The sequence below is a fragment of the Acidobacteriota bacterium genome, from assembly GCA_039028635.1.
Taxonomy (GTDB): Bacteria; Acidobacteriota; Thermoanaerobaculia; order Multivoradales; family JBCCEF01; genus JBCCEF01.
The window spans coordinates 89381-106373 of record JBCCHV010000014.1; the positions used below are offsets into that span (position 1 = coordinate 89381).

The 16993-nt window shown below is 66.2% G+C and carries 13 protein-coding genes; 9 read left to right on the forward strand and 4 right to left on the reverse strand.

Going from position 1 to position 16993, the window contains the following annotated elements; all coding sequences use genetic code 11:
• Nucleotides 1–24 precede the first annotated feature (24 nt).
• From AAF604_08340 to AAF604_08355, 4 genes are all read left to right on the forward strand, one after another.
• Nucleotides 25–993, forward strand: a complete 969-nt coding sequence (locus AAF604_08340; GenBank protein ID MEM7049653.1) for a hypothetical protein — start codon at nt 25–27, stop codon at nt 991–993.
• A gap of 361 nt (nt 994–1354) precedes the next feature.
• Complete coding sequence (gene phoU / locus AAF604_08345; protein ID MEM7049654.1) at nt 1355–2035, forward strand: phosphate signaling complex protein PhoU; 681 nt, start codon at nt 1355–1357, stop codon at nt 2033–2035.
• Nucleotides 2036–2129: 94 nt separating this feature from the next.
• The gene (gene pstB, locus AAF604_08350) at nt 2130–2978 is read left to right on the forward strand and encodes a phosphate ABC transporter ATP-binding protein PstB (GenBank protein ID MEM7049655.1); all 849 of its coding nucleotides are present in this window, start codon (nt 2130–2132) and stop codon (nt 2976–2978) included.
• A gap of 301 nt (nt 2979–3279) precedes the next feature.
• Nucleotides 3280–4077 (forward strand): hypothetical protein, encoded by a 798-nt coding sequence (locus AAF604_08355; GenBank protein ID MEM7049656.1) that lies wholly within the window; start codon nt 3280–3282, stop codon nt 4075–4077.
• A gap of 19 nt (nt 4078–4096) precedes the next feature.
• Here the strand turns inward: AAF604_08355 and pstA are convergent, their stop codons facing one another.
• The 4 genes from pstA to AAF604_08375 all read right to left on the reverse strand — a co-directional run bounded on the left by pstA (nt 4097) and on the right by AAF604_08375 (nt 8894).
• Nucleotides 4097–5404, reverse strand: a complete 1308-nt coding sequence (pstA, locus tag AAF604_08360) for a phosphate ABC transporter permease PstA (GenBank protein ID MEM7049657.1) — start codon at nt 5402–5404, stop codon at nt 4097–4099.
• On the reverse strand, nt 5397–6776 hold the full coding sequence (gene pstC / locus AAF604_08365; protein ID MEM7049658.1) for a phosphate ABC transporter permease subunit PstC: 1380 nt from the start codon (nt 6774–6776) through the stop codon (nt 5397–5399). Before pstC ends, pstA begins: the two co-directional genes overlap by 8 nt.
• Nucleotides 6777–6836: 60 nt before the next feature.
• The gene (locus tag AAF604_08370) at nt 6837–7871 is read right to left on the reverse strand and encodes a PstS family phosphate ABC transporter substrate-binding protein (protein ID MEM7049659.1); all 1035 of its coding nucleotides are present in this window, start codon (nt 7869–7871) and stop codon (nt 6837–6839) included.
• A 573-nt stretch (nt 7872–8444) separates the two neighbouring features.
• Nucleotides 8445–8894: a hypothetical protein gene (locus AAF604_08375; GenBank protein MEM7049660.1), complete on the reverse strand. Its 450-nt coding sequence runs from the start codon at nt 8892–8894 to the stop codon at nt 8445–8447.
• Between the two features lie 303 nt (nt 8895–9197).
• Here AAF604_08375 and AAF604_08380 point away from each other — a divergent pair, with 303 nt between their 5' ends.
• The 5 genes from AAF604_08380 (at nt 9198) to AAF604_08400 (ending at nt 16789) form a co-directional block, all read left to right on the forward strand.
• Complete coding sequence (locus AAF604_08380; GenBank protein MEM7049661.1) at nt 9198–10967, forward strand: cyclic nucleotide-binding domain-containing protein; 1770 nt, start codon at nt 9198–9200, stop codon at nt 10965–10967.
• A 347-nt stretch (nt 10968–11314) separates the two neighbouring features.
• Complete coding sequence (locus AAF604_08385) at nt 11315–12841, forward strand: pitrilysin family protein (protein ID MEM7049662.1); 1527 nt, start codon at nt 11315–11317, stop codon at nt 12839–12841.
• Between the two features lie 18 nt (nt 12842–12859).
• Entirely contained in the window at nt 12860–14989 is a 2130-nt protein-coding gene (locus AAF604_08390; protein ID MEM7049663.1) for a pitrilysin family protein, read from the forward strand.
• Nucleotides 14990–15271: 282 nt separating this feature from the next.
• Nucleotides 15272–16270: a sigma-54 dependent transcriptional regulator gene (locus AAF604_08395; GenBank protein ID MEM7049664.1), complete on the forward strand. Its 999-nt coding sequence runs from the start codon at nt 15272–15274 to the stop codon at nt 16268–16270.
• 171 nt (nt 16271–16441) lie between these two features.
• Entirely contained in the window at nt 16442–16789 is a 348-nt protein-coding gene (locus AAF604_08400) for a hypothetical protein (protein MEM7049665.1), read from the forward strand.
• Nucleotides 16790–16993: the final 204 nt, after the last annotated feature.

The following is a 16993-nucleotide window of genomic DNA, read 5'->3' on the forward strand; positions in this document are numbered from 1 at the left end:
TTCGCCCTTCCTGGAGGATTCCCCATGCGCCCGAGAAAACCCTTGCGTTCAGCCCTTTGGCTGCTGACTCTGTCCTTCCTCGCAGCCGTCCAGCTTCACGCCCAGTCGCCGTCCCCCTACGACGAGGTTCTGCGGCTCCTCGAAGGCGATCTCTCGGAGTCGGTCATCCTCGCCTGGCTCGACGGCCGCGAGGAGCCGCTGCCGCGGCCGACGGCGGACCAGCTCCTCGCCCTCAAAGCAGCCGGCGCATCGGACGATCTTCTCGGCGCCCTCCTGGCGGCGACCACCACGGCGTCCGACGACGAGGCCGGCGGCACTGAATCGAAGCCGGCCCCACGACCCTCCGCCGTCGAGACACCGACCCCAACGGCGACCCCGGCACCGGCGAGCCCGACCGAGCCTTCCGACGATCGCGACGGGGAGCACCCGGAAGTCGAATTTCAACTGTCCTACCGCCTCGATACGGGCGACGACACGGACACTTGGAATCTCTACATCTATCTCGACGGCAAGCCCCTGTCCTACGTCCCCCTATCGACCCTGCTGTCGGGTCGCGAGCCCCTCCGGTTTCGCCAGCGTTTGGCTCCCGGCCGCCACCTCTTGAGGGTCGCCCTCGAACGTCACGACGGCGACGATGGAGAGCGCCGCCACCGCGCCCGGTTCGCTCCCCAACCGCTGCTCTTCAATCTGCAGCCGGGCATTCCAGCCAGCATCGAGGTGACCTTCCGGGAGAACGCCTTGACCTCCGGCAAACCCCTCTCCTGGAGCTTCCAGCAAGGCAGCCAGGTGGACGAGCGCCGCGGCGTCGGCGGTGATCCGGAGCGCTGGCCCTACCTCTGCGGCGAGACCGAGAGCCGCCGCGACCAAGATTCCTGCCGCTCCTGGGAGCAGCTCTGGCGCGACCTCGACCCGCAGTTCGAGAAAACCACCCGCCAGGATGTCCTCCGCGCCCTCGAGATCTTCGACTTTCGCCCGGTACCGCGAGACAGCTGAATCTGATTCCCGCAGCGGCGCGTGGCGACGCCTCCCAGGCTGTCGCAGCTTCGTCACACCCGCGTCGCCAAAGGAACCGACTCAGAAACCTAGAGTCAGTCGGTCCTCTAGCCCGGCCTTCTCACCAAGTCTGCCGGTGAAGAAGTCGGGCTAGCCCGAGACGGGCTGCTTTTCCCGTCTCCCTAAGCAGCGGATCGTGATTCCCAAGGAGAGTCCTGCCTGGCCTTCTCAACCCTCCGAGACGCCAGCCAGCGGAAGTCCACCAATGCTCGATGTCGCGACGGGCTGACCAGGCCAGGCGGACTCTCGATTTTCTTGAGTCAATGATTTCGGCCGCGAGAGCGGCGGAGGAACGGCGACCATGGAGCGCCACCTAGACCAACAACTCGAAGAAATCCGCCAGAACCTCCTCCGCATGGGTGGTCTCATCGAGCAGATGATCGACAAGGCCAACCGGGCTTTGGTCGAACGCGACGAGGCGCTCATCGCCGACGTCATCACGACCGACCAGGAAGTCGATCAGATCGAAATGGACCTCGACGAGGCCTGCCTTGCGACCATGGCGCGCAATCAGCCGACCGCCGTCGACCTGCGCTTTCTGGTGGCGGTGATCAAGATCACCAACGATCTCGAGCGGGTCGGCGACTCGGCGGTGAACATCGTCCAGTCGGCGCGCCGCCTCAACGAAGAGCCTCCCTTGAAGCCCTACATCGATCTGCCGCGCATGTCCGAGATGACCCAGCGCATGATCCGCGAGAGCCTCGACGCCTTCAGCACCCGCAACACCGAGCTGGCGGTCAAGGTGTGCCAGGACGACGACGCCATCGACGCCGTTTACCGGCAGCTCTTCCGCGAGTTGCTGACCTTCATGATCGAGGATCCGAAGACGGTCAGCCGCTGCCTCCATCTGCTGCTGATCGCGCGCAATCTCGAGCGCATCGCCGATCACGCCACCAACATCGCCGAAAACGTCATCTACTACGTCGAGGGTCGCGACGTGCGCCATTCCCTCGCCAAGTCCTCGACCGGGACGGTCGGATAAGAGACACGACCGGGACGGTCGGATAAGAGACACGACCGAGACGGTCGGATAAGAGACACGACCGAGACGGTCGGATAAGAGAGGTCCCATGGCCATGCAGCAAATCATCTCCGACGGCAACGCCGAGACCCCCAGCGTTCCCCCACTGGTCGAGGACGAGCAGCAGTCGGCTACTCGCCCCGACATCGAGAGCCCGATCTTCGACGTCCGGGACCTCTCCCTCCACTACGGCGACAAACAGGCCCTCCACGAGATTTCCCTGCAGATCCCGGAAAAGCAGATCACTGCTTTCATCGGCCCCTCCGGCTGTGGCAAGTCGACCCTGCTGCGCTGCCTCAACCGCCTCAACGACCTGGTGGACATCGCCCGCATTGAGGGCCAGGTGCTGTTCGAGGGCGTCGACCTCTATTCACCGGATATCGATGTCTACCTGCTGCGCAAGCGCATCGGCATGGTGTTCCAGAAGTCGAACCCGTTCCCCAAGTCGATTTGGGAAAACGTCGCTTACGGCTGCAAGCTGCAGGGCATCTCGAAGAAGTCCGAGCTCGACGACATCGTCGAAAAGAGCCTGCGCGGCGCCGCCCTCTGGGACGAGGTCAAGGACCGCCTCGAGGACAGCGCCCTGGGTCTTTCCGGCGGCCAGCAGCAGCGCCTGTGCATCGCCCGCGCGATCGCCGTCGAGCCCGAGGTCATCCTCCTCGACGAGCCCTGCTCGGCCCTCGACCCGATCGCCACGGCCAAGGTCGAGGAGCTCATGCAGGAGCTCAAGAACGACTACACCCAGGTGATCGTGACCCACAACATGCAGCAGGCCTCGCGAGTCTCCGACTACACCGCCTTTCTCTACCTCGGCGACCTGATCGAGTACGGCCCCACGGACAAGCTGTTCGTCAAGCCTATGAAGCAGCAGACCGAGGACTACATCACCGGAAGGTTCGGTTAGGGGGGCTTTTCGAGCTCCCCTCGGCCTGGGCAGCCCCGCCCGGGCGGCCCCGCCGCACGCACATGTCGCGCGGCCTCACCCCTGGCCGGGCGCCCCTCAGCCGGGCACCCCCGGGACGAGCCTTCGGCTCGCCAGCCCTCCGTTCGTCGGGCCTCGGTCGCTTCGGTCCCCCGGTTCCTGGAGCCGGCCCTCCCAGCGCCGTCGCTCCCGCGCCTCGGCGTCGGCAGGGCAAGAGGAGTAACGACTAGAGAACGACGGGCGCCTGTGAAGTCATCTAGCGATGTTCACGGGAGACCGATCGATGAAGACTTCTTGGCCGGCGATTTTTCTTGCGGTTGCCCTGACGAGTCCCTTGCTCGCGGCACCGCCTGAATTCTGTCCGAGTGGTTCGGCAGGCGACTGGACCTGGACGGATACGTCGTCCCGGGCAGAATGCGTCTTTGTCGAGAAGGACCACGGCGCCAGTCCCTCCCGAACCTCCCAAGTCCACTTCAATTTCTATTGTCCCGGCAGGATGCGCTCGGTCGACACGATGGTCTTCGGACGCTGGATCGTCGATCAGCCGAGCGCCAGGGTGAGACACCTGTCACCCGGCACGGGAGCCCTCACCGGCGTCGTCCGGAACGACTTCGAAGACGCCGGTCTAGAGCCCGTCTTCAATGGAATCTCCCACCGGCACCACTACGACTGTGTCACCCGGTCCGGCCTCGCCGGAGTGGCGACGCACGTCAAGGTCCGCGTCCTGGGTCAGCCCTCGGACGCCGCCTCTCACATCGCCGAGAGCTGTGTCGTTCAAAAGCGATCGGGTCCGGTGCTCCGGGGCCGCTACCTCGACTTGGACTTCCGCTGCTCGAACCACTTCATCAGCGGTGAACGTCGACTCATCGCCGACGTCGCCCGACGGCTGACGAGTCGTCACATCCTCGAGGACGAGAACTTCGAGCCGGATCGCGCGTCGGTCTGCATCCTGCCGAGCACCAACATCAAGTGCGCCCCGTGCAAGACGTCGAACAACCTCATCCTACGAACCTTTGTCTCTCGCAACCGGTCGGGCGCGGACACCGAATGCGCAAAGGCCATCGACATCGTTTCGCCCTAGGCCTCGCCAAGGGAGAGCCCTACCAGCGGCGCTCGGTGCGGCGGCGCAGCCAGACGGCGAAGGCATTCATCGAGATCAGGAAGCCGAGGAGCACCAGGATCGCCGCCGAGGTGCGCTCGACGAAGGCGCGCTCGGGGATGTCCGACCACAGGAAGATCTGCACCGGCAGCACCGTCGCCGGGTCGAAGGGGCCGGACGGCAGGTCGGCGATGAAGGCCACCATGCCGATCATCAGCAGCGGCGCGGTCTCGCCGAGGGCCTGCGCCATGCCGATGATGGTGCCGGTGAGAATCCCCGGCAGGGCGAGCGGCAGCACATGGTGCTGGATGACCTGCAGGCGACTCGCGCCGAGGCCGTAGGCGGCCTCGCGGATCGACGGCGGCACCGCCTTGATCGCCGTGCGCGCCGCGATGATGATCGTCGGCAGGGTCATCAGCGACAGCACCATGCCGCCGACCAGCGGCGCCGAGCGCGGCAGGCCGAAGAAGTTGAGGAAGACCGCCAATCCGAGCAGACCGAAGACGATCGAGGGCACCGCCGCCAGGTTGTTGATGTTGACCTCGATGAGATCCGTCCAGCGGTTCTTGGGCGCCAGCTCCTCGAGATAGATGGCCGCCGCCACGCCGATCGGGAAGGACAGCACGAGGGTCACCATCAGGGTCAGGCCGGAGCCGATGACAGCGCCGAGAATGCCCGCCATCTCGGGATCCCGCGAGTCGCCACTGGTGAAGAAGCGAGTGTTGAAGCGGCGCACGATGCGCCCCTCGCTCGCGAGCTGATCGATCCAGGCGATCTGCTGGTCCGTGACCGTGCGCTCGTCCTCCGGCAGGTCACGCGAGATGTGCCCCTTGAGCAGCATGTCGACGTCGTCCGAAGCCGGCAGCCAGACGGACATTTGCTGGCCGACCAGGGAGGGGTCGGCCAGCACCCGATCGCGCAGCTCGAACTCGGCACCGCCGCTCACCAGGCCATAGAGCTGGCGGCGGGCCTGGCGCCCTTCGGGCTGGAACTGGGCCTTGATCGGCTGGCGCCAGAGAGCGACGTACTCTCCCGCCCGCAGGCTCTCCTCGCTGCCGGTGCCGAGAGGATCGAGGAGCGTCGGATCGAAGTAGAGATCGTCGAAACGCACCTCCGTTTGCAGGAAGGCGGTGTAGCCCTTGCGCAGGATGTCGCCGAAGAGCAGGATCAGGAAGAGCACCGCCGCGGCGATGGCGAGCATGCAGAGCAGCCGAAAGCGCTTCTCGGCCGCATAGCGCTTCTTCATCCGCGCCGCGATGGCGTCCGTCTGCAGCAGGGGATGGCGCAGGGTGGCGCTCGGCTCAGTCATATTGCTCCCGATATTTGCGCACCACCCGCAGGGCGATGACGTTGAGCACCAGCGTGACGATGAAGAGCAGCAGGCCGAGGGCGAAGGCGGAGAGAGTCTTGGCGCTCTCGAACTCCTGATCGCCGACCAACAGGGTGACGATCTGAACCGTCACGGTGGTCACCGCCTCGAGAGGATTGATCGTCAGGTTGGCGGCCAGACCGGCGGCCATCACCACGATCATGGTCTCGCCGATGGCGCGCGACACGGCCAGCAGCAGGCCGCCGACGATGCCCGGCAGGGCGGCCGGGAAGACCACTCGGCGAATGGTCTCGTTCTGGGTAGCGCCGAGGCCGTAAGAGGCCTCGCGCAGGCCGCGAGGAACGGCCGTGATGACGTCGTCCGAAAGGGATGAGACGAAGGGAATGATCATCACGCCCATCACCGCGCCGGCGGCGAGAGCGCTCTCCGAGGCGACATCGAGCCCCATCGACTCGCCGAAGCGCCGAATCGCCGGCGCCACCGTCAGGGCGGCGAAGAAGCCGTAGACCACGGTGGGCACGCCGGCGAGGATCTCGAGCACCGGCTTGAGCACCTTGCGGGCGCGATCGCTGGCGTACTCGGCCATGTAGATCGCCGACAGCAGCCCGACGGGGGCCGCCACGCTCATCGCCAGGGCGCTCACCAGAAGGGTGCCGGTGAGCAGCGGAATGGCACCGAAGGCGCCGCTGGCACCAACCTGGTCGGCGCGCAATGCGGTCTGCGGGCTCCATTCGAGGCCGAACAGGAACTCGCTCATCGGCACCCGCTGGAAGAAACGGATCGACTCGAAGAGCAGCGACAGGACGATGCCGACGGTGGTCAGGATGGCGATCGCCGAGCCCAGCATCAACAGGCCACGGACCACCCTTTCGACGCGATGGATCGCCGCCAGGCGGGGCGAGATGCGCCGGAACGCCCAGAAGAAGCCACCGCAGGCCAGCAGGGCGACGATCGACACCAGGGCCATGAAGGCGGTGCGACGCAGCCGGCTGTAGTGATCCGCCGCCGCCTGCAGGGCGGGATCGACCTCGCGGCTGACGATGTTGCCGGAGGCGAGATTTTTGATGTCGTTGACCAGCAGCCCGAGGCGCGCGTCGTCGAGCTCGCGACTCTCCTCGGGCAGGGCCTCGATGGTCATGCGCTCGACCACCGCCGGCTCCAGGGAGATCCAGCAGAGGACCAACAGCAGGGCTGGCAGGGCGCACCAGAGGGCGGCGTAGAGGCCGTAGTAGCCGGGCAGCGAGTGCAGGTCCCGGACGCTCGAAGCACCGGCCAGAGCGCGGCTGCGGCCCAGGCGATGGGCCACCACCGAGAACGCCAGCAGGGCGACGAGGAGCAGCAGAATCTTCATGGTGGGAGATCGAAGGGAAGGGCGGTCCACCAGGGACCGCCCTTCGCCCGAAGGAATCGCTTAGCGACCGACGTTGCTCGACAGGGTGAGACCCGCCTGCTTGACACCGGCATACTCACCGCTCGGCAGCGGAATCAGACCGAGCTCGGAGAGGTAGCCCTCGTCGCCCATGGCGCCGGAGCTGGTGAACTCCTTGACGAAGTCACGGATGCCGGGGATGACATCGGCGTGAGCGTTCTTGACATAGAAAAAGAGCGGACGCGACACCGGGTAGGACTGGTCGGAGATGTTGTCGAAGGTGGGAACCACGCCATCGACCTTGCTGCCCTGGATTTTGTCGCGGTTCTGGTCGAGGAAGCTGAAGCCGAAGACGCCGAGGGCGTTGGGGTTGGCCTCGAGCTTCTGCACGATCAGGTTGTCGTTCTCGCCGGCCTCGACGTAGGCGCCGTCCTCACGGACGCCGTGGCAGATGGCCTTGTAGCGGTTCTTGTCCTGCTTCTTGAGGGCCTTGATCCAGTCGAACTTCTTGCAGCCGCCCTCCATCGCCAGCTCGGCGAAGGCGTCGCGGGTGCCGGAGGTCGGCGGCGGGCCGAGGACCTCGATCTTGACGTTCGGCAGCGACGGGTCGACATCGCTCCACTTCTTGTAGGGATTGGCCTTCAGCTTGCCGTCCCCGGCCGGGACCTCCTTCGCCAGGGCGAGGAAGATCTGCTTGCGAGTCAGGTCGAGCTTGGCACCCTTCTTCGAGTTGGCCACCACGATGCCGTCGTAACCGATCTTGATCTCGGTGATGTCGGTCACGCCGTTGCCCTTGCAGAGCTCGACCTCGGAGGCCTTGATCGCACGCGAGGCATTGGTGATGTCCGGGTGCTCGACGCCGACACCCGAGCAGAAGAGCTTGAGACCACCGCCGGAGCCGGTGCTCTCGACCACCGGCGTCTTGAAGGTCGACTTGCGGCCGAACTGCTCGGCCACCTTGGTCGCGAAGGGGTAAACCGTCGACGAGCCGACGATCTTGATCTGGTCGCGCTGAGCGAGCGCCGCCGGGGCCGTCCAGAAGGCGACCAAGGTGAGCAGGACGAACATCTTCTTCATCAGGGCATTCCTCCGAATCTGGGGTTCCAGAAGTTTCAGCATTGCGGATCTGCACAAGGCCCGCCGGAACAGGCGAGGGCGGACTCAGAGAGCAGCCGAACCGACGAGCGGCCCGGGCACTGAAAAAGTACTCAGAGGGGACAACGGGTTGGCGACGTGGCCGTGACCGTCCTGTGACAAGAGGAGCCGGAGCGATCCGCTCCGGCTCCTCTTGCGGTTTCTTTTCGGGGGGGCTAAAGGCGCCCCCTCACCCGCACGCACATGTCGTGCGGGCTCACCCCCATCCTCGGCGGCTTCCGCCGCCGCCCCGGGCTTCGCCCTCGGGAGCGGTGTGCTGGGTAGCACACCGCTGCTCTGGATGGTGGCCCTTAGACGAGATTGTCGAGAGTGAGCCTCTCGCCCTGACTCAACACGTCAGCCCCTTGTTGCAAGACGCGAGGTGCTACTCAGCACCTCGTGACCGAGCGCAGGAAGCGCGAGGCGGCGGCGAGAGCCGCCGAGGTCGGGGGTGAGAGCGAACGACATGTGCGTCGCCGGGCCGCGCAGGCTCGAGGGGGGCGCCTTTAGCCCCCCTTAGGAAAAGAGATGCCGGACGAAGCCGAGGGCGCGATTGAAGGGATTCGAGCGCGGCAAGAAGCCGAGCACCGGCGGCCGGCGTTGGCCCATTTCGCGCTGCAGGGCGAGCAGGCGCGGGTTTTCGGCCTCGACCGCCAAGCCCTTTTCGAGAGCCCGCCAGGCGGCGCGACGGTTGTGCACCAGCATCTCCGTGCGGGCGAGGTTGTAGTAGTTCTCGGCACGGTAGAACTCGACCTTGATGGCGTGTCGGCAGAGACGCCGGCCCTCGTGAATGCGGTTTTCCTGCAGCGCCATGCCGTAGCCGAGGTAGGAGTAGAAAACACCCGGCAGGCCTTCGTGCTTTTCGGCCAGGGCGGCCAGCACCTCGAGGCCGCGCTCCCACTCTTCAAGGCGGCAGAGATGCAGTCCGGCCTCGAGCTCCTCTTGCAGCACGGAGTCTTCTAGCACATTGGCACGGCCTTCTCGATGAGGTTCCACCGCCGGTGATTTTAGGCCACGGCTTATAGCCGAGGCAACATGACTCGCTCAGCGCCGCGCACCAGCAGGCCATGGACTGGATGCCGGCAGCGCCGGGCGGCGACTCCGGTTCGCCGCCGGAAGTCGCGCCCAACGCTCGCCCGGCGGAGTTCCGCGAGCTCCGCCGCGGTAACCCTCGCGGAGCTCGCCGACCCGTGTCCTGGTACGATCTATGGCTGCGATCGGCATCGCCGCGATCAGGCCGCGACGCTTTCCGATCCACCCCGAATCGTCATGGATCATCGCCCCGAGATCGACCAGCTCCTCAACCTCGCGGCCTCGCTGCGCCGAGACGATCTGCCGGAAGAGGCCGGCGAGCTGCTGCGCGTCGTCCTGCGCCTCGACCCCACCCATGTCGGCGCCAAGGTCGCCCTCGCCGAGGTTCGACGCAGCCAGCGTCAGGCCGATCCCAAGGGGCGACCGCCGAGCCTCCGGGAGCAGCTACGCGAGCAACTGCGGCGCCACGCCATCGACGCCGCCCAGTTTCGCGGCCTGGCCGAGATCTATCTCGAGAACAATCAACGGCAGCGCGCCGAGCAATGCCTCGAGGTGGCCCGCGCCCGGGATCTCGCCAGCCCGGGGCTGCACAAACTGCACGGCCGCTTGCTCTTCGAGGGCCGCGACTTCGCCGTCGCCGCCGAAGAGCTGGGCCACAGCCTGCGCCTCGACCCTTTCGACGGCGACGCCGCCGAGCTGCTGGGACGGGCCGAGTATGGCTGTCACGAGCTCGAGAAGGCCCTCGAAGCCACCATCCAGGCCTTTCTCTTGACGCCTCGCAACTCGGATAAGAAGAGCGAGCGTCTGCGGCGACGGATTCAAACCCTGCGCAAGGTCCTCGAGTGGGACAACCGCCAGCTCTCGCAGGCCTTCCAGGCTCGGCGCGCCCACCTGCAGATCGCCTTCGACCGCCTCGAGTGGCGCCGCGAGCGCTTTCTCGAAGAGCACGGCCTCGAGGCCGAGGATCTCGCCCCGCAGCGCCCCACTCCGCCCCCGACCACCGGCAGCCGCCTGGCGCTGGCCGGTCGCCTGCGGCGCATTCCGATGCTCGAGCACCTCGGCGACGATCAAATCTTCGAGCTCTCCGCCGCCTGCCGTAGCGAAGAGGTCGAAGCCGGCACCAGCCTCTTCCACCACGGCAGCTATGGCCGCGACATTTTCTGGCTCGAGCAGGGTGAGATCCAGATCCGGCGGGAGACCTCTTACGGCACCTTCCGCCTCGGCACGCTGCAGACCGGCGACCTGCTGGGCGAAGCCGGCTACATCACCGGCCTGGAGCGCTCCGGAACCGCCTACGCGGTCACCGCGGCGACCCTGATGCGCCTTGACGCCGACACCCTCGACCTGGTGATCGAGCGTCATCCGGAGCTCGGCGTCCAGCTCCACTGGACCTTCTGGCACGGTCTGTCGCGCAAGCTGCGCGCCACCAACGGCCAGTTGCAGAGCTTCTTCGACCCCGGCGCTCTGCCCGAGAACTTCCTGCGCCTGCGGCGCCAAGACGTGGTCGGAGCGCGCCAGGTCAAGGTCGATCCCAACGCCAAGATCCGGCTGTTTCGCGAGCAGGGCCTGTCGCGGCGCGAGCTGATGACGCTGGCCACCTTCTCGCGCGAACGCAGCTACCCCCAGGGCTCCTTCATCTTCCGCGAGGGCGACGAAGGCCAGGAGATGCACATCGTCCTCGATGGCCAGGTGATGATCTCGAAGTTCATCGCCGGCGGTGGCGACGAAGGCCTGGCCATTCTCGGCCGCGGCGAGTTCTTCGGCGAGATGTCCCTGATCGACGGCGAGCCCCGTTCCGCCGATGCCCGCCCCCACGGCGGCTCCGCCACGGTGCTCACCCTCGACCAGTCGGCGGTGCAGGAGATCCTGTCCTACGACAGCCCCGCCGCCCTCGAATTCCTGCAGCTCCTCTGCCGCTTGATCGCCCACCGCCTGCGCGAGATCGACGAGAAGGTGATTGGCTGGCGCATTCTCTCCGGCGACCGCAGCGAGAGCGTTTCGGCCTGAGGCGACCTTCGGCGCAGCGCCGACGAGGCGTCCACGGCCGCCGGCGCTGCGATAAACTCAGCCTCCTTGAAGCTCGTACTGTCCTGAGGAGAGCTCGTTCCGAGCCTTCCGTCTCAGTCTGAGGTGCAAGTCCGACAACCGCGAGAGCACCGGCGACCGGTCACCAGCCGGAAATTTCCGATGACCGTTCGAGCTTTCGCGACCCCGGCCGCAAGGCTCCTGGGCACGACCCGCACCGCAGCTTGTCTCGCACCCAAGCGTCGTACTCGCTTCGAAGGCCGGCAACGACGCCGAGCTTTCCCATCTCGGCCGCATCGCGGCCCATTGACTGTCTGAACGAGGTATCTATGATTCGACCCCTGTCGCTCTTCGACCGACGGCTCCTGGTCCTGGCGGCCGCCCTGCTCCTGGCGCTGCCGGCGGTCTCCCAGGACCTCGCCTCCTTCGAAAAGAAGACCACCGTCCACACCCTCGACAACGGCTGGACCTTCCTGATCGTCGAACGGCCGACGGCACCGGTCTTCTCCTTCGCGACCATCGTCAAGGTGGGCTCGGCACAAGAGCTTCCCGGCATCACCGGGCTGGCTCACATGTTCGAGCACATGGCCTTCAAGGGCACCCGCGAGATCGGCACCACCGACTACGATGCCGAAGCCAAGGCCCTCGAGGCCCTCGAAGCCGCCTATCTCGCCTGGCAGGACGAGCGCCTGTCCGGCAAGGCCGACGAGGCGCGCCTGGCAGAGCTCGAGAAAGCCTTCAAGGAGCGTCAGGAGGAGGCCCAGCAGTACGTCGTCCAGAACGCCTTCGACGAGATCGTCGAGCGCGCCGGCGGCACCGGCATGAACGCCTTCACCAACACCGACTGGACCGGCTACTTCTACTCCCTGCCGGCCAACCGCACCGAGCTCTTCACCCTCCTCGAGTCGGACCGCTTCTCGAATCCGGTGTTTCGCGAGTTCTACCAGGAGCGCGACGTGGTGCAGGAGGAGCGTCGCCTGCGCACCGAGAGTCAGCCCATCGGCCGGCTGGTGGAGCAGTTCCTGATGACCGCCTTCTCGGCCCACACCTACAAGCAGCCGGTGGTCGGCTATCCGAGCGACCTGCAGGCCTTCACCATGACCGACGCCGGCGAGTTCTTCCAGACCTACTATGCGCCCTCGAACATGATCACGGCGGTGGTCGGCCACGTCGACGCCGAACGCCTGATTCCCCAGCTCGAGCGCTACTTCGGACGGATCCCGGCCCGCAAGGGGCCGTCGCCGCTGCGCACCGTCGAGCCGCCGCAGCTCGGTGAGCGCACCGTGCGGTTGGTCGAGAAGGCCCAGCCGATCTACCTCGAGGGCTATCACAAGCCCGAGAACACCCACCCGGACCAGCCGGTCTTCGACGCCATCGACGACATCCTGTCGAACGGTCGCACTTCGCGTCTCCACCGTCGCCTGATCCGCGACGAGCAGGTCGCCGTGACGGTGCAGACCTTCACCGGCTTCCCGGGATCGCGCTATCCCAATCTATGGACCGCTCTGGTGGTGCCGTCCCGCCAAGCCGACCTGGAAGACTTCCAGGGCCAGCTACGCGAGGAGATCGAGCGCCTCAAGACCGAAGACGTCAGTGCCGAGGAGCTCGAGCGTTTCAAGACCCGCGCCAAGGGCGATCTAATTCGCGGTCTGCGCAGCAACCAAGGGCTGGCCTTCCAGCTCGCCACCTATCAGGCCCTGTTCGGCGACTGGCGCGAGCTGTTCCGCAGCATCGACCGCCTCGAAGCGGTGACGCCGGCGGATATCCGTCGCGTCGCCAACGAGACCTTCAAGACCAACAACCGGACCGTCGCCTACATCGAGACGACGACCGAAGAAGCCGGCGCAGGCCGCTAGGTACGGGAGAACGAGATCATGAAACTTGCCAAGCTTCTCGCCCTACCCTGCCTGCTGTTGACCTCCACCCTGGTGGCCGAGGTCCCGACCGTAGACCAGCTCCAGTACCCAGCCCTGCCGGACTTCAACATTCCCCAGCCGGAGCGCTTCGAGCTCGCCAACGGCATGGTGATCATGCTGGTCGAGGACCACGAGCTGCCGCTGATCGAGGGCATCGCGATGGTGCGCACCGGCGGCCGTCACGAGCCGGCGGACAAGGTCGGCCTGGCGCAGCTCGTCGGCGACGTGCTGCGCACCGGCGGGAGCGGCGAGCGCACCGGCGACGAGCTCGACCAGTACCTCGAGGGCATCGCCGCCAGCATCGAATCGTCGATCAGCGACGACCTCGGCAGGGTGTCCATGAGCTGCCTCAAGGATGACTTCCCGCAGGTCCTCGCCGCCCTCGCCGACGTGCGGCGCCGGCCGGCCTTCGCCGCCGACAAGCTGGACCTGGCCAAGAACGAGGTCAACACCGCCATCTCGCGGCAAAACGACAATCCGCAGGGAATCCTCTTCCGGGAGACCAACAAGGTCGTCTATGGCGCCGACTCGCCCTACGCCCGCACCGAGACATACCAGTCCATCGCCGACGTCAGCCGCGACGACCTGGTGGCCTGGCACCAGCGCGATTTCCACCCGGAGCGCATCATCCTCGGCCTGGTCGGAGACTTCGAAACGGCCGCCGTGATGGAGCAGATCCGCGCCGTCTTCGGTGACTGGCCGCGCGGCCCGCAGCGCACCGACGCGACCGTGCCGGAGGGCCGCGGACCGGGTCCGGGGGTCTACTACATCGAGAAGAACGACATGACCCAGTCGAGCATCTCGATGGGCCATCTCGGTATCCGCAAGGACGACCCCGACTTCTACGCCGTCGAGGTGATGAACAGCGTGCTCTCGGGCTCCTTCTCGTCGCGCCTGTTCAACAACGTGCGCTCGACCAAGGGACTGGCCTATGCGGTCACCGGCTCGGTGACCAGCGCCTACGACCACGCCAGCATCTTCTTCATGTTCATGACCACCAAGACGGAGACCACCGGCGAGGGCATCGAAGCCTTGCTCGAAGAGGCGCGCAACATGACCGCCAAGCCGCCGACGGAGGCGGAGGTCGAACGCGCCAAGACGGCGATTCTCAACTCCTACGTCTTCCAGTTCGACTCGCCGCGCAAGATCCTCAACCAGCAGCTCATCTACGAGTACTACGGCTACCCCCTGGACCGTACCGAGCGCTATCGCCAGGCGATCGAGAAGGTGACCATCGAGCAGGTCCGCGAGGCGGCGGCGAAGCACATCCGACCGGACGAGATGGCGATCATCGTGGTGGGTCCCTCGGAGGGACGCGACAAGCCCCTCGAGACCTACGGTGAGGTCACCGCCCTCGACATCACCATTCCGGAGCCGGCGGCGGACAAGGCCGAGGCGACGGAGGAGGGTGTCGCCAAGGCCGCCGCCCTGCTCGAGAAGGCCGTCGAAGCGATGGGCGGTGCCAGTGCCGTCGACGGTGTCGAGACCCTCGAGGCCGCCGGTACCCTGGTGCAGGTGACGCCGGCCGGCGAGTTCGAGGTCGGCTTCAAGGCGATCTTCGACTACCCGAACCGCTACCGCCAGGAGGCCATCCTGCCGGTCGGCAAGATGGCCGTCGTGCTGAATGGCGACAAGGGTTTCTCGGAAACCCCCCAGGGAGTGCTCGACCTCGCCGGGCCGCAGCTCGCGCAGATGAAGTCCTCCCTCGCCCGCAACACTCTGACCCTGCTGCAGAAGCGCACCGCGGACGGCTTCCAGGCGGTCGCCCTGGGCGCTGACCAGCACGCCGGCACGGCAGTCGAGAAGGTGCAGATCGAATCCGATGGCACGGTGACGACGCTGCACATCGATCCCGCGAACGGTCGCATCGTCGGCGCTGCCTACCGCGGCAACGGCCCGGGCGGTGCTCCCGGTGAAGTCGTCAAGACCTACAGCGACTTCCGCTCGGCCGGCGCACTCACCATGCCCTGGAAGTCGGTCGACGCCTTCGACGGCAAGGTCTCCGCCACCGTCACCATGGAGAGCGTCGAGGTCAATGGCGAGGTCGACCCCGTGCTCTTCGAGCGCCCCGCCGGTCGCGACGGCTAGATCGGCCTTCCTGCGACAGGCTTCGGGGGCCCGCTTCGGCGGGCCCCTTGTGTTTCATGGCACCTGGCCCGATCCCGTCCTCCGGGAGCAAGCCGGAGGCGATCCATCAGCTCGACTTTCGCCCATCGAAGCCGGTACACTCCTTCCACAACATCGCGATCGAACCCGCGTCTCACGAGCCCCATGACCCACCTCCGGGAGGGTCCGCCGAGTGTCCCGTCCGCTCTGCCCTCAGCAGGTCGAGCCGTCGCCACCGCGTTTTCATTGATCGAGGACATCATCATGGCCGAAGCCCTTGCCGCGTCGCCCCCCGAACCGGTCGAGGAGAACCGGTTGGGCCTTCTCTACGGCTGCTCCGCTCCGATGCGCAGCGTCTTCGAGAAGATTGCGCGGGTGGCACCGACCAGGGCCATCGTCTTCCTCACTGGCGACAGCGGAACCGGCAAGGACCTCGCCGCTCAGACCATCCACCTGCTCAGCCAGCGGGCCGGCGGCACCTTCCTGCCGCTGTCCTGCGGCGCCCTCTCGCCGGCGCTCATCGAGAGCGAGCTCTTCGGCCACGAGGTGGGCGGCTTTCCCAGCGCCAGCCGACTGCACAAAGGCCACTTCGAGCGCGCCGATGGGGGCACCCTGCTGCTCGACGAAATCACCGAAATGCCGATCGAGCTGCAGTCGAAGCTGCTGCGCGTTCTCGAAACCGGCACTTTGCTCCGCATCGGAGGCGACCAGCCGGTCGAGGTCGACACGCGAGTCATCGCCACCACCTCGCAAACGCCCAAAGGAGCCGTCGAGTCGGGACACCTGCGGCAGGACCTGAGCTATCGCCTGTCGGTGTTCCCGATCCACATGCCGCCGCTGCGCGAGCGCGGTGAGGACATTTCCTTGCTGGCGGAGCTCTTCCTGGCCCGTCTCAATCGTCAAACCGGCAGCGAGAAATACTTCAGCGCCGAATCGATCGCCGTCCTCGAGGGTCACGAGTGGCCCGGGAACGTCCGCGAGCTCGAGAACGTCGTGCATCGAGCCCACATCCTCTCCGACCACGCCGAGATCGACCCCCGCTGCCTGCCGGAAGAAATCGGTGGCCGGGCTCACTCCGGACGCTCCCTCCACTTCCGCCTCGGGTCCTCGATCGCGGACGTCGAGCGTGAGCTGATCCTGGCCACCCTCGATTACTTCGACGGCAACAAGCGCAAGACCGCGGATGTCCTGGGAGTCAGCCTCAAGACGCTCTACAACCGGTTGAACGCCTACCGCCGGGAAGAGGAAGAGGAGAACCAGTAGGCCACCCCGGGGGGCTTCACAACCGGGTGGTATACTCCCCGCCTTCGTTGGTCCGCTACACGTATGAAGATGCGACCACGGCGTTCCCGCACACGCCAATCGAACGCCGATTCCTTTGATTTTGTTGGGGATTAGGTTAAGAAACTTGCCTGCCAAAGGGAGATTGAGACAATGAAAAAGATCTTGAGCACGCTCACGATTTTCGCCCTGGTTTTCGCCGCGACGGCCCTCGTCGGCTGCAGCCCGGAAGCCCGTGACCACGCCTCCGATGCGGCCGACAGTGCCGCCGATGCGGTGAAGGAAGACGTCGGTAACGCCATCGAAACGGTCGAGGAAGGCGTCGACGAGATGGGCGAGGCTGCCAACGACGCCATCGATGCCGCCGGCGAAGCGATCGACAATGCCACCGATGCCGCTGGAGAGGCCGTGGACAACGCCATCGATACCACCGGCGAGGTGATCGAGGACGCCGGCGAGGCGATCGAAGAGGTCGGCGAGAAGATCCAGGAAGACCACTAGCAGACTGCTGAAAAAGTCCGCTTCGCGACTTTTCCAACGCTGCTAGCTGTTTGTCTCAGGGGGGCTAGAGGCGCCCCCCTCGGCCGCACGCACATGTCGTGCGGCCACACCCCCGACCTCGGCGGCTCTTGCCGCCGCCGGGCCCTCTCGGGCCCGGTCGCTAGCAGATCCGGGAGGACCTCGAACGGCGGGCCACTCGGCCCG